Annotated in this window: 16 protein-coding genes and 1 pseudogene; 15 read left to right on the top strand and 2 right to left on the bottom strand. The window is 57.9% G+C overall.

Annotated features, from left to right (window positions below; all coding sequences use genetic code 11):
• Position 1 precedes the first annotated feature (1 nt).
• The 14 genes and pseudogenes from NL64_RS10045 (at position 2) to NL64_RS09980 (ending at position 8,990) form a co-directional block, all read left to right on the top strand.
• Positions 2-256 (top strand): EscS/YscS/HrcS family type III secretion system export apparatus protein, encoded by a 255-nt coding sequence (locus NL64_RS10045; protein WP_007993424.1) that lies wholly within the window; start codon positions 2-4, stop codon positions 254-256.
• Positions 257-260: 4 nt separating this feature from the next.
• The gene (sctT, locus tag NL64_RS10040) at positions 261-1,067 is read left to right on the top strand and encodes a type III secretion system export apparatus subunit SctT (protein WP_034147967.1); all 807 of its coding nucleotides are present in this window, start codon (positions 261-263) and stop codon (positions 1,065-1,067) included.
• Positions 1,042-2,076 carry an EscU/YscU/HrcU family type III secretion system export apparatus switch protein gene (locus NL64_RS10035; RefSeq protein WP_034147966.1) on the top strand — a complete coding sequence of 345 codons (1,035 nt, stop codon included), beginning with the start codon at positions 1,042-1,044 and terminating at the stop codon, positions 2,074-2,076. Before sctT ends, NL64_RS10035 begins: the two co-directional genes overlap by 26 nt.
• 65 nt (positions 2,077-2,141) lie before the next feature.
• A pseudogene (locus NL64_RS10030) lies at positions 2,142-2,339 on the top strand (IpaD/SipD/SspD family type III secretion system needle tip protein); the annotation flags it as partial.
• Between the two features lie 109 nt (positions 2,340-2,448).
• Complete coding sequence (locus NL64_RS10025; RefSeq protein WP_034147964.1) at positions 2,449-2,733, top strand: acyl carrier protein; 285 nt, start codon at positions 2,449-2,451, stop codon at positions 2,731-2,733.
• Between the two features lie 10 nt (positions 2,734-2,743).
• On the top strand, positions 2,744-4,240 hold the full coding sequence (locus NL64_RS31045; protein ID WP_253277081.1) for a winged helix-turn-helix domain-containing protein: 1,497 nt from the start codon (positions 2,744-2,746) through the stop codon (positions 4,238-4,240).
• Positions 4,237-4,689, top strand: a complete 453-nt coding sequence (locus tag NL64_RS10015; RefSeq protein ID WP_052321234.1) for a transglycosylase SLT domain-containing protein — start codon at positions 4,237-4,239, stop codon at positions 4,687-4,689. The genes NL64_RS31045 and NL64_RS10015 overlap by 4 nt, the downstream gene beginning before the upstream one ends.
• A 129-nt stretch (positions 4,690-4,818) precedes the next feature.
• The gene (locus NL64_RS10010; RefSeq protein WP_034147961.1) at positions 4,819-5,991 is read left to right on the top strand and encodes a PrgH/EprH family type III secretion apparatus protein; all 1,173 of its coding nucleotides are present in this window, start codon (positions 4,819-4,821) and stop codon (positions 5,989-5,991) included.
• A 10-nt stretch (positions 5,992-6,001) separates the two neighbouring features.
• A complete protein-coding gene (gene sctF, locus NL64_RS10005) occupies positions 6,002-6,262 on the top strand; it encodes a type III secretion system needle filament subunit SctF (RefSeq protein WP_034147960.1) in 261 nt (86 codons plus the stop codon).
• Positions 6,263-6,318: 56 nt separating this feature from the next.
• Complete coding sequence (sctI, locus tag NL64_RS10000; protein ID WP_034147959.1) at positions 6,319-6,627, top strand: type III secretion system inner rod subunit SctI; 309 nt, start codon at positions 6,319-6,321, stop codon at positions 6,625-6,627.
• The gene (locus NL64_RS09995) at positions 6,624-7,346 is read left to right on the top strand and encodes an EscJ/YscJ/HrcJ family type III secretion inner membrane ring protein (protein WP_034147958.1); all 723 of its coding nucleotides are present in this window, start codon (positions 6,624-6,626) and stop codon (positions 7,344-7,346) included. The genes sctI and NL64_RS09995 overlap by 4 nt, the downstream gene beginning before the upstream one ends.
• Positions 7,333-7,899 (top strand): secretion system protein, encoded by a 567-nt coding sequence (locus NL64_RS09990; protein ID WP_034147957.1) that lies wholly within the window; start codon positions 7,333-7,335, stop codon positions 7,897-7,899. Before NL64_RS09995 ends, NL64_RS09990 begins: the two co-directional genes overlap by 14 nt.
• On the top strand, positions 7,871-8,569 hold the full coding sequence (locus NL64_RS09985) for an oxygen-regulated invasion protein OrgB (RefSeq protein ID WP_034147956.1): 699 nt from the start codon (positions 7,871-7,873) through the stop codon (positions 8,567-8,569). Before NL64_RS09990 ends, NL64_RS09985 begins: the two co-directional genes overlap by 29 nt.
• On the top strand, positions 8,559-8,990 hold the full coding sequence (locus NL64_RS09980; RefSeq protein WP_034147955.1) for a hypothetical protein: 432 nt from the start codon (positions 8,559-8,561) through the stop codon (positions 8,988-8,990). The genes NL64_RS09985 and NL64_RS09980 overlap by 11 nt, the downstream gene beginning before the upstream one ends.
• A 15-nt stretch (positions 8,991-9,005) precedes the next feature.
• On the opposite strand, the gene NL64_RS09975 is transcribed toward NL64_RS09980, so the two are convergent.
• Positions 9,006-10,460, bottom strand: a complete 1,455-nt coding sequence (locus NL64_RS09975; RefSeq protein WP_253277080.1) for a hypothetical protein — start codon at positions 10,458-10,460, stop codon at positions 9,006-9,008.
• A gap of 319 nt (positions 10,461-10,779) precedes the next feature.
• On the opposite strand from NL64_RS09975, the gene NL64_RS09970 reads away from it, so the two are divergent.
• Positions 10,780-11,799, top strand: coding sequence for a quinone-dependent dihydroorotate dehydrogenase (locus NL64_RS09970; RefSeq protein ID WP_034147954.1), 1,020 nt, complete (start codon positions 10,780-10,782; stop codon positions 11,797-11,799).
• Between the two features lie 294 nt (positions 11,800-12,093).
• Here the strand turns inward: NL64_RS09970 and rmf are convergent, their stop codons facing one another.
• Positions 12,094-12,309, bottom strand: a complete 216-nt coding sequence (gene rmf, locus NL64_RS29520; RefSeq protein WP_003223300.1) for a ribosome modulation factor — start codon at positions 12,307-12,309, stop codon at positions 12,094-12,096.
• Positions 12,310-12,542 lie beyond the last annotated feature (233 nt).

Genomic DNA, 12,542 nt, shown 5'->3' with positions numbered 1-12,542 from the left:
CATGAACGATCTGGTCTATGCCGGCAACAAAACCCTGTACCTGATTCTGTTGATGGTGGCCTGGCCGATCATTGTCGCCACGGTGGTCGGCCTGGTGGTCGGCTTGATCCAGACCGTGACCCAGTTGCAGGAGCAGACCCTGCCGTTCGGTTTCAAGCTGTTGGCCGTCGCCGCGTGCCTGTTCCTGCTGTCGGGCTGGTACGGCGAAACCCTGCTCGATTTCAGCCGTGAAGTCATCCGCCTGGCGCTGGCTTAGCGCGATGTCGGTCACGTTGTTTTTCGACCTGTACGCCTGGTTCGCCGCCGCCATTCTGGGGGTGGCGCGGCTGGCGCCGATTTTTTTCATGTTGCCGTTTCTCAACAGCGGCGTGCTCACGGGGGCGCCACGCCAGGCGGTCATCGTGCTGGTGGCGACGGGGTTCTGGGCTTATGTGGGCGTGCCTTTGCCGGCGCTCGACGGCTTGGCATTCTTTGGTCTGGTGTTGCGTGAGGCCGGCATCGGCGTGCTGCTCGGATGCCTGTTGTGCTGGCCGTTCTGGGTGTTGCACGCCATGGGCAACCTGATCGACAACCAGCGCGGGGCCATGCTCAGCAGCACCGTGGACCCGGCCAACGGGGTCGACACGTCGGAGCTGGCAAATTTTCTCCAGTTGTTCGCCGCGGTGGTTTATCTCGAAGGTGGCGGCATGTTGCTGATGCTTGAAACCGTTGGTCACAGCTACCGTATTTGCGCGCCGGCCAACGGTTGCGAGATACACCTGTCAGCCATTTTGAGCCTGTTGGATGCACTGGTCAGCAAGACGCTGGTGATCAGCGCGCCAGTGGTGGCCACGCTATTGGTCAGCGAAGCGCTGTTGGGTTTGTTGTCGCGGTATGCACCGCAAATGAACGCGTTCTCGGTGTCGCTGACGGTCAAGAGCCTGGTGGCACTGGTGGTGTTGATGCTGTATTTCGGCGTGCATCTGCCCGACGAAGTCTTGCGCATGGGCATGAAATCCCAGGGGCTCGAACATTATCTGGGCAGCGAAGGGGAGGCTGCCAATGTCATCCAGCGCCTCGAAGACTGAGAAACCTACCGCCAAGCGTCTGCGCGATGCTTCGCGCAAAGGGCAAACGTTCAAGGCCAAGGATCTGGTGGTCACCTGCCTGACCCTCTGCGGCATCACCTACATGGTGTTCAACAGCTCACTGTTCGAGGTCATGGAAGTCTATCGGCGGATCATCGCCAGTGACTTTGAGATGGACCTGCAAGCGTACTCGGCGATGCTGGTGCTGGTCGGGCTCAAGGCGTTGTTGCCGTTGCTGCTGGTGTGCGTGTTGACCAGCGCACTGCCTGCGCTGTTGCAAAGCGGTTTCGCCTTGGCCAGCGAAGCCTTGAAGCTCAACCTGGGCGCGTTGAACCCGATCAATGGTTTCAAAAAACTGTTCAGCATGCGCACCGTCAAGGACACAGTGAAAGCGCTGTTGTACCTGGGCAGTTTTGCCCTGGCGCTGTGGATTGTCTGGATCACCCAGCGTCAATTGGTGTTTGCCCAGTTGTTTGCCCAGGCGCCGGACCTGTTCGCCATCTGGGGTCACTTGCTGCTGGTGCTGGTGCTGGCGTTCCTCGGATGCGTGCTGCTGATCGTCGTGCTGGATGCGCTGAGCGAATACTGGCTGTTCATGAAAGATCAGATGATGGACAAGGATGCGGTCAAGCGTGAACACAAGGAGCAGGACGGCAACCCGGAAATCAAGGGGCGCCGTCGTGATCTGCACCGGGAGCTGCTGTCGGAGCAGATCAAATCCGATGTGCGCAGCTCGCGGATGATCATCGCCAACCCGACCCACATCGCCATCGGGGTGTACTTCCGTCCGGAAATCACCGTGCTGCCGTTCATCTCACTGATGGAAACCAACCAGCGCGCCCTGGCCGTTCGAGCCTATGCCAAGGAGGTCGGTGTGCCGGTGATCAACGACATCGCCCTGGCCCGCCGGATCTTCAAGACCCACCAGCGCTACAGCTTTCTCCAGGTGCAGGAAGTCGAAGAAGTCCTGCGTCTGTTGATCTGGCTCGAGCAAGTCGAGAACGCCTGATTTCCCACCTTTCCCTTTTTCTTCCGAACGTCGGTACCATGAGACACAGCGTGGCAACCGGCGAAACGGCCGAATGGGACACTGCAAGGTTCCAGGCCTGGCAAACCGGCTTCAACGCCCAGGAAGAACGCATGAAGAACACCTTGCAGTCCTTCACGCAGAAATATTCCAACGCCAACTCTTACCACGACAACTTTAATAAGACGTTGTCTTCACATCTGAATCAGTTCGCAGATATGTTGAAGGCGATGTTGAATTTTTGATGCAGTTCCGAAGTTTGTGAGTGGGTAAATCAATCTTGATTTTTTGGCAGGCGTGACACGGGGTTGTTTGAACTCGAGTCGCGCCTGCTTTTTTGTGTCGGAGGAATGAATGTCTGATTTTTTGACGGATGAGTCAGGGCTTGAGCGCCAAGTGAAAAAGGTTCTGTCAGATTATTTTTCGGTCGGTCGAAAGACCATCGAGATTGATTCACGATTAGTGGAGGACTTGTATGTCGATTCAGTGGGCATGGTTGAAATCGTCATGGCGTTGAATGAGGCGTTCGGCATTGATCTGCCAGAGGAGGGCGTAGAACAGTGGAAGACGGTGAGTGATATTTGTGAGTTGGTCAAAGCTTCAGCCAGGTCTCTGGATCGCACTCATTTAATTCCTTAACACCTGGTGATTGAGTGGTGGATTTTTCCTACAAATTAAGTCGTGTATTCATCTGACTATACGTACGTCTGTCCTACGGAAACCCCCCACACAACTTCCTATAGTCACGCAGCTTGTCATCTCGAGCCTGACCCCCGTCTCAGGCTCGATTGCGTTTCAGTACCTTTCTATAGAGAAGTCTCAAAGTATGGACAGTGCCACTGATCAATCGCCGGTCCCGTCATACGTTTTTGACCACTGGCAACTGCAAAGCGACGGAACGCTGATGCGAGATGGACAAGGAGTTCACGTCCCCCCGAAAGAGTTGAGTGTTTTACGTCTGCTGCTTGGTTCGGCGGGCACGGTGATCAGCAAGGACCACTTGCTGGATAGTGTCTGGCCCGAAATCGATGCAGCTGAAGAGTCGTTGACCCGCTGTATATACGCGCTGCGCAAGCTGCTCAGAGAGAACAAGAATTTCATTGCGACGGTGTACGGGCAGGGTTATCGATTCACCTGTGCGGTGGTCGAAATCGATACGCCGGGTCCCTCGAGGATGGAGGCAACAACGCTGGCTGTTTTGCCTTTTCGCAATCTCGGCGAAGACACTGCACTGGATTTGCAGGATGCGATGATTCGTCAGCTGTCCACGGCGTTCGGCGAGGGGTTGCATGTCATACCCTCGGGGTTGATGGCCACTTACGGGCAGCCGGTCGATGTGCGGGCGCTGGTTGGGCAATTGTCTGCTGACTACTGCTTGAGCGGGCGGTTTACCGGCTCGAGTGAGAGACAACAATGGTCGGTCGAACTGATCCGTGGCCGCGATCATGCATTGCTGTACGGACAGACACTGGACGCCGGTGATCTGGCAGAGGCGCTTGGTGCGTTGACGTGTCTGGTTGCGCAGCGCATTCCCGGTTTGCGTCCTGTCAGTGAATCCTGCGCTTCCTACCCGGCCGCCGTGGCCTATCTGCGTGGTTTGTGCAGCGTGCAGCAGCACACCCCGCAAAGTCTGCGTGATGCCCTTGTGCAGTTTCGACACTGTTTGCAGTTGGCAGCAAATTACGCAGCGGCCTGGTGCGGTTTGGCGGATGCCTGGCTGGGTAAAGCCATGCTCGGCCTGTGTGTGCAGGAGCGCGCTGTTGATGAGGCGCATTCGGCGATTTCCAGAGCGTTATCGGTTGACCCGGCCAGCCCGCAAGCGCTTGTGCGGCTTGCCTTGCTGACCAGCCTTCGTGGATGCGAGGACGCTGCAAACGTGCTTTTTCGGCGTTGTCTCCTGGACGCCGAACAGGCCGATGGTCATTTCTTCCACGCCTGGCATCACTGGTTTTGGCGGCGCAGCGAGCAGGCGGCGCAAAGTCTCGAAAAGTGTTTACGGCATGACCCCGATTGTGTGCGGGCGAAGATATTCAAGGACCGTATTGCACTGGAAGGCAAAGGCGGGGATATCGTGCTGATCGGCCGACAATCCTTGTGCGGCGCGGCGAAGTCGCCTGTGCTTGATCGCTGGCGATGCCTGACATGAGTCGGTGCGCATTCAAACCGATTCTTATGCTGATGTGTCTTGGCTCTGGAACCGCGAACGCCTTTTGCTGGGATTCGGCAGGCGAGAAACATGCCATTGAGCCGGAACTGCTCCAGGCGATCGCCGATGTGGAGTCGGGACAGTCGGCGCAAGCGATGAACTACAACAAGGACGGCAGCCATGACATCGGGTTGATGCAAATCAACAGTCATCATCTTCCTCGTTTGAGTGCTCAGGGCATTACCGAGCAGCGCTTGCTGGATGAGCCCTGCCTGTCGGTCGAAGTCGGTGCATCGGTACTGGCCGATTTTATCGCCCGTTACGGCTACAACTGGACGGCGGTGGGGGCCTACAACGCCGGCAATTCTCCCCACCGACAAGCCGCGCGTCTGCGCTATGCGCGCAAGGTCGGGCAACGCTATGAAGTGTTTACCCAGGCTCGACAGTGACGGGACGAAGTGAAGTCAGGCAGCGGATTCTGATCCTCTGCCGGGCGCAATCGGCAGAATTCGATCAGGAATCCAGCGGTCAGCCTTTTTAACATGACCGCTCAATTTCACTGCTTTGGAGCTTGAACGGTGACAGTCCTGACGGCCCCCGCCCAACAGCCCTGCGTTTTGCGGATACTCAATGGTCCGCTGCAAGGATGTGAGTTTCCCTTAGGCGAAACCACAACCTTGTTCGTGGTAGGGTCGCTGGATCTGTTAGGACAGGGGACTCTGACCGCCAGTGTTCCCGCCGATGCCATCTTCGTGCCCCTGGAGGAAGGTGGTTGCAATTTCGAAGTGCTGGCTGCTGAAATGACGCCCGATGGCTTGCCGTTACGTCTCCTCGACGAGTCATTAGAAACACGCCACTGCCCCTTCCAGGCCAGGGTGCAGATCGGCGGCCTGCAAATCGCTTTGCGCCATGAAGACCAATACTGGACACCTGAGGTGCTCGGCCAACCACCTTGCGCTCCATCAGATGCAAACAGAGTTCAGTGGTGGCGTAGCCCTTTGACTGGATGGATCGCCGGTGGCACGGCCATGGCAGTGCTGGTCGCCGCAGTCAGTCTCTGGTCGATGCCGGTGCCGGTGCCTGAAACCGATGTCCGTGTGCTGATCGCCGGAGCCAGTGCCGAGGCCCAGGTGTTGAGCGGCCGTGACCATGCAATCTATGTGTTCGTTGATTCCGAGCGTGATGCTGGCTGGAGTCGGCAGGTGCTGATGCGCCACAACGCACGGAGCGGCAAAGTGCTGGTGACGGACCAGGAGCGCCGTCGACTGGAGCAATTGCTGGTCGACTTCGATCCGCAACTGGCCTGGCACACCCTTGACCTCAAGGAGCCCTCGGTACCGCGACTGCTGCTCAGCGCCCAGCGAAATCTACTGACGCCCCAGAAGCAAGCGAAGCTGCTTGATGCGCTGCTGGCGGCCGCGCCCTATGCCCGGGACATAACGGTGCAGATGCAGGATGACAACCTGCTGGCCGATCTCGCGCAGGAGGGGCTGCAACGTCTTTCACTGGGATTCAACCGCTCGGAGCATGCAGACAGTGTCACGTTTGCCGTGACCGGCAACCTGCAGGATTCCGAACTCGCCGCCACTCGCCGTTACATCGACAGTTTTTACCGCCAGTGGGGTGATCGCTACGTGAGCTTCACGGTCGAGCTCAAGGACGATTCGCTCAAAGACAAGTCGTTTCAAACCGGCCCGCAGGGCTATATCAAGATGACGTCGTCATCCTGGCATTTTCCAACACAACACTAAAAGGTGATTCATGTCTGGTATTGGTATTCCGATCGACTTTTCCGACGACTTTCTCGGGCGTCAGGCCGCAGATTTCGAACTCGGTGCAGCAAATCTCAAGATAGCGATGGATAAAGCCCTGGAGGATCTCAAGGGCGACGCTTCCGACCCCGCGAAGCTGGCCGCCTACCAGGCAGCCTTTTCGTCCTACACCGTTTTCCGTAACGCCCAGACCAACACGATCAAGGGCTTCAAGGATATCGACATGGCGATCATCCAGGCGGCGCGCTGATTCCTTCTTTTCGGTCGGCCATCGGTGTGTGTCGATGGCCATTTTGAGTGCAACCCATGTCCATTCAGAACATATCGCAGTCTTTTATTGAGCGCACATCGTTTGTTGAGTTGCGGGGGCCGCAGGAAGGTCCGATCGTCTCCCTCGAGTCCCGATTGATCGAAGCGTTTGCCGGTTCTGCCGTCAACAGCGAGCAGGATGTTTCGGCGATCAATCAACTGATGCAGCGCCCGGATATCACCAGCCCTGAATTACTGACTCAGCTGCAGGAGCAGGTCGGGCAGTACAACGTCGATATCAACTTGCTTAACGTGCTGGTTCGCAAAGCGGTAGGTACGGCCGAAACCCTGTTGCGTGCGTCATGAAGGCGGGAGCTTTACTGGTATTCATCTGTGTGGCGTTGCTGGGGTGTCGTCAACCGAGTCTGCTCGAAGGGCTGGACCAGCAACAGGCCAATGAAGTGCTTTCGGTCCTGCAACGCAACAACATCGCGGCGGTGAAAGTCGACGCCGGCAAAACCGGTTATGCGGTGAAAATCGATCAGGTCGATTTTTCCGCGGCCGTCGATTTGCTCAACCTCTATTCGTTACCTTCCCGGCCGCGCTTGCAAGTGGCAGAGATGTTTCCTGCCGATTCGCTGGTAGCTTCCCCCCGCGCTGAAAAAGCCCGACTGTATTCGGCGCTGGAGCAGCGGATAGAACAGTCGCTGGGTGTGCTCGAAGGTGTGGTTTCAGCGCGGGTGCATGTCAGTTACGACCTGGATGCCGGTGAAGGCGGACGCAAGTCACCGCCCATTCACCTCTCGGCGGTGGCCATCCATGAGCGAGATGTCGAGCCGCAGTTACTGATCACCGACATCAAGCGTTTTCTCAAGAACAGTTTTGCGGCGGTCGAATACGAGAATATCTCGGTGGTGCTGTCGAAGCGTTCGCCGACACAGCACGTCCCGCCGTCCGTGATTGCGACGCAGGGAAATTCGCAGTGGGTGTGGTGGTTGGCCGTGGCAAGCGGATTGCTGTTGGCCATTGGTGCAGGCTGGGCCTATCGCCAGCTGAGCACAGGGCAGCGTGATGTCGCACGCTGAATGTTTGCAGCGAATCCTCGCCGAACCTCTGGGTTACCTGCACCCGCAGCGCCTGTCTCGACCGGCGGGTTTCGATGGGGCTCAGGCAATCAGCGCGCTCGACCGGTTGCTGCTCGAAGGGCTCGAGTTGCAAGGTCCCTGGCCTTCGACATCGCTGACAGCGGTGGGGAGTCTATGGATACGCCATTGGCAGGAGCTGCCCTACATCGCAAGGCTGATGGGCGCTAATCGCTTGATGCCGGGTCTGGCGAAAGGCGCTGCGCTGCTGCGCCTGCCATTGTCGTTGCGCCGGTTTGCCGGTTACAGCCTGGGTATTCGCAAAGTCCCGCCGATCAAGTCTTCAGCCGTTCCCATGGAGCAGGTCGAAGCCGTTGGCCTCAATGCGTTGTGGAGCTGGCGCGAGCACGTGCCGCCCATGTTGCTCGAGCGCCTGATCCTGCAATTCTCCGAACCGGTTGTTCACTTGCACAGGCAATGGCCGATCACCGATCCCGATCCAGCTCTTTTCTTCTTGGCGGTGCAACATGCTCGACGCTATCCGAACCCTGACTGAACTCCCCGAGTCGAGCGATGCACATTTGCCTCGCGAGGACATTGCCGCCGCGCGTCGACGTAGCACGTTGCAGCGCCAGGCCCAGCGTTGGGCCGGTGATTGCGTGGACCAGGCTCGGCGTGATGCCGAAGCGGTTCATGCCGAGGCTTTTCGGGAAGGCTACGCCGAGGGTATTTTGCGTGCGATCGAGCATCTGGCTGATGGTCTACTGGAGTCGCAATCGCTGGGCCAAACATTGCGCAAAGACCTCACCCAATCCGCTCGCGGATTGCTGGCAGAGGCCTTGAGTCGCCCCGAATGGCTGGACGAAATGCTTGAGCGCTGGCTGGCGACGCAAACGGGCGATTCAGGCACAGTCCTGCAAGTGCTGCTGCCGGTGCATTGCCGCACCCGGGGCGATGAACTGCGCAAGCGACTGTGCAGAGTGTGGGCTGGGGAGCTGGTCCTCGACTATCACCCACAAGAGCGTTATGTGGTGCGTCTCGCGGACCAACTACTCGAATTCGATGTGGAAACGACCCGCAAGCGGCTGGAGCCCAGGTTGCTGGCGAGCGTCCAAAAACTGCCGGACTCGGTTCGGGCTTTGGACCAGCAGGCAGTGCAGGCGCTGACCACGCTTTGTTCGACATTCGGCGCGCGCGCGGCCGAAGGGTTTAGCCATGAAAATTGATAACCTGATGAATCATGGCGCGCTCGAGCAGGAAAGTGCGGTTCAGACGCTTGAATCACGTGTTCTTGCTGCCGGGCAGGACTTACCTGAGAACAGGCGTCCGGACCCGGAGTTCGAGCACCTCTACCAAACGTTGTTAACCATGGAGGGACGGGGAGAAAAGGCCGTCTACGATTTTATCCGCTCGATGCGCAGCGCCGACGGCACATCTGCTGCCTATCCAACGGCACAAAAACTGATGGCCGTCACCCTCCAGGTACTGGTTCGACTGAAAGAAGAGAAGCTCGAAGACTCGCAGCTCTTCAAGGAAATGCGCGGAGCCAACGGCCTGGCGTTCAGCGTGGATGTCTTCGTCAAGGGGTTCATGCGTGAGGTGTTTGAGCCTATGGGGGATGAGTCGTGGGAAAAGAGTGAATGGTGAGCCAATACGCTGCGCTCAAACCTGTTTGATATTCGCGGCAGGCTTCGTTCCCTGGTTGGCGTATACGAAACCCGGGCGACTCGCGAACACCACTGCGGCGACCAATGCATTGACGATGTGATCGACTTCAGCTTTGGAGATCGGCAGTGTGGAGAAGTAGCGACTGGCTGAAACCACGACGGTGGTGATGGTTTCGCTCATTGAGGTACGGATCGCATTGGTGGTCAGGAATTGATCGGCCACTTGTTCTGCGGTGGGAATGCGTGGCGGCATGAGCTTGACCCGGAAGCCTTCAGGGTTTTTCTCCGGTTGAAGGGCATGCATGATTTCGCCACCGAGGACCTGGCTGGCGATGTCGGCTCCAGCATTGTAGGTGCCGCGTAAAACATCATGCCCAATGACCGGGTTCAAGGATTCGAGAATCTCGGTGGCCCGATTTTCCGCAGACAGGTTGGCACTGACCGCCGTCTCGGTGTTGCGCGCAAGCCAATCCGAAAGTTGGGTTGCGAACACTTCATCGGCGGTTGAAGGCGAACTGCCCGCCGACATCGCATAGCCGGGGCCGGATTTTGGTGCCGTATTGCTCATGGCCGTAAACGCCAGAAACTGCAATGCGCCATTAAGACCTCCAGTGGCTGCCGTTCCGGCCAGATTGGGTTTCGAATTGTCACTGATCGGCAGGAACAGGTTCACCAGGTCGGAGGCGAAGCTGTAAAAAGCCATTTGCGAACCGTATGAGGCAAGCGCCGGCAGCGCTTGGGGCGCCGCTGCTGCCGTTGCCAGTGCGGCCATCGATAACGTGAGGGTGGCGAGGCGGGCCAGACGCGTTTGTGTATTTGCGGTGCCGTTGCATTCATCCCTGACCGCGCCAATGATGTTCAGCGCTGGACCAATCATCAGTGAGATCGCACCGATCACATTGCGTGTCAGCGGCGAGGCGGCGCTGGATTGCAGGATTTTTTCCAGGGCGAACCCGATCAGCTGGCGAATGGTTGTCAGGGTGCCCACGACCAGGCCTGTACGCAGACCGGAAATCGTCAGGTTGCTGGCCAAGCGACCGAAAGCGCCTTCGAATTCGTTACGGCCCAGTTTGCCCAGCAGTTCGCCGAGGGAGTCGGTGATGGTTTGGGCGCGTTGGATTGTTGCTGCGGGTGATTGATCTGTTTGTTCCAAAAAGTCCAAGACGTCGAACTTGTGAGCAATGTATCTGCCGATTGAGCCGTCAAGAGCATTGCTCTTTGCTCCCTCTACTTCACCTGCGAGGAGCTGATCAATGGTTTGCGCAAGGTTGGCTGAATCAACAGCGTGACCGGTGGACTCTGTTGCGATGATCTCAATCAGGTTCTGCTCAATGCTCTTTAGAACAGGCTCTATTTCAACCACTACAGAACTATTGGCCGGTCCGTCCGGATATGGAGCCTGCATCATCAAGGCAGTCCCAATCTGATCAGACGACGCGTAGTCGCCCATATCGATAGTCGTGTGTTCTTTGCTCGTGGTTCGGGTCGATTGGTGTGTGTGGGGCTGAGTCGGGAGTCTTGATACCGGTAAACCTGCAGGCGATAGAGGCATTTTTTTCATCCAGTGAAAGGGAAAGAGGCTGCGTCATTGCAGTCGCATCGATCATTGGGAGCTCTGCGCTGGCGGGACTACCAAAAAACGCTCCCGGGTGATGCCTGCAGCTACCGCCGCAACAACAGGTCTCGAATTAACCGGGTTTCTCGCCCGTTACCTCCCGGGCCGGCTATAATCACCGCCACTTTTTATTAGCCCAGAGTCAAACCCGCCCATGTACACCCTGGCCCGTCAGCTGTTGTTCAAACTTTCCCCGGAAACCTCCCACGATCTGTCCCTGGACTTGATCGGCGCGGGTGGCCGTTTGGGCCTCAACGGCTTGCTGTGCAAGGCGCCGGCGAAGAAACCGGTGACGGTCATGGGCCTGGATTTCCCGAACCCGGTGGGTCTGGCGGCCGGCCTGGACAAGAACGGCGCGGCCATCGATGGTTTCGCGCAACTGGGTTTCGGGTTTGTTGAGATCGGCACCATCACCCCGCGTCCGCAACCGGGCAACCCGAAACCACGCCTGTTCCGTCTGCCGGAAGCCGAGGCGATCATCAATCGCATGGGTTTCAACAACCTTGGCGTCGATCACTTGCTGGCCCGTGTGGCGGCGGCCAAATACAAGGGCGTTCTGGGCATCAACATCGGCAAGAACTTCGATACTCCTGTTGAGCGCGCGGTCGATGATTACCTGATCTGCCTGGACAAGGTTTACGCCCACGCCAGCTATGTCACGGTCAACGTCAGCTCACCGAACACGCCGGGCCTGCGCAGCCTGCAATTCGGTGACTCGCTCAAGCAGTTGCTCGCCGACCTGGCCACGCGCCGGGCGGAGCTGGCGCTGCGTCACGGCAAACATGTGCCGCTGGCAATCAAGATCGCCCCGGACATGACCGACGAAGAAACCGCGCAGGTCGCACAGGCATTGATCGAAACCGGTATGGACGCGGTCATCGCCACCAACACCACCCTGAGTCGCGTGGGCGTCGAAGGCATGGAGCATGGCGACGAGGCGGGCGGTCTGTCCGGCGCACCGGTTCGCGACAAGAGCACTCACACCGTGAAAGTGCTGGCCGCAGAATTGGGCGGTCGTTTGCCGATCATTGCCGCGGGTGGCATCACCGAAGGCAAACACGCCGCCGAAAAAATCACCGCGGGTGCAAGCCTGGTGCAGATCTACTCCGGCTTCATCTACAAAGGCCCAGCGCTTATCCGCGAATCCGTCGACGCCATCGCCGCCCTGAGATAAACCCTATAGGGATTGGGCTTTTGTGGCGAGGGAGCTTGCTCCCGCTCGGCTGCGCAGCAGTTGTATTCCGGCCAATGCGTTTTAACGGGTACACCGCGTGTCCAGTGTTGGGGCCGCTTCGCAGCCCAGCGGGAGCAAGCTCCCTCGCCACGATGGGATTTGCGGTGAATTTACGGGCATAAAAAGGGCCCCTTTAAAGGAGCCCTTGGGCCGTAGCCCGCCGTCCGGATGGGACGTGCGTGGTTAATTCGTTACGTAATCAGATTGTCGTGTGTCGGAGTGTTGTGCCCTGTGTTAGCCGACGGCGTGAAGTTCGTTGAGTCTGTGGATTCCCGCAGTGCCGGTCATACCGTCCCAGTTGTCGCCGCGTCCTTCTCGCCAGCCGTTAATCCAGGCTTGACGTACCGACGGTAGAGTAAATGGGCAAAGCTCACGGGATTTACCACCAACGCCATATTGATATCCGCGCAAAAATGCTCTTTCCAACGGATCACGCTTAAGTCTTCTCATAGGGTGTAGCCCTCACTTGTTGACTGTTTTCATCGCGTCGACCTCAATCGAGGTCAGGCAGAAAAACTCTGCCGTTGGGGGCTCGCTGCCGGCGTGGCGAGCCAAGGGTGTTGGCGTCGTTGCGGCGCCAACCTGTGTTGAGTTCTAACCAATGCGTCACATCGAGGGAATGATCGATTTGTCATAAGAACGTAACCATAAAGATGCTAAGGCCATAAGTAACACGATGTTCG

It is taken from the genome of Pseudomonas fluorescens (assembly GCF_000802965.1).
GTDB lineage: Bacteria > Pseudomonadota > Gammaproteobacteria > Pseudomonadales > Pseudomonadaceae > Aquipseudomonas > Aquipseudomonas fluorescens_A.
This window is presented reverse-complemented; position numbering and strand designations above follow the sequence as displayed.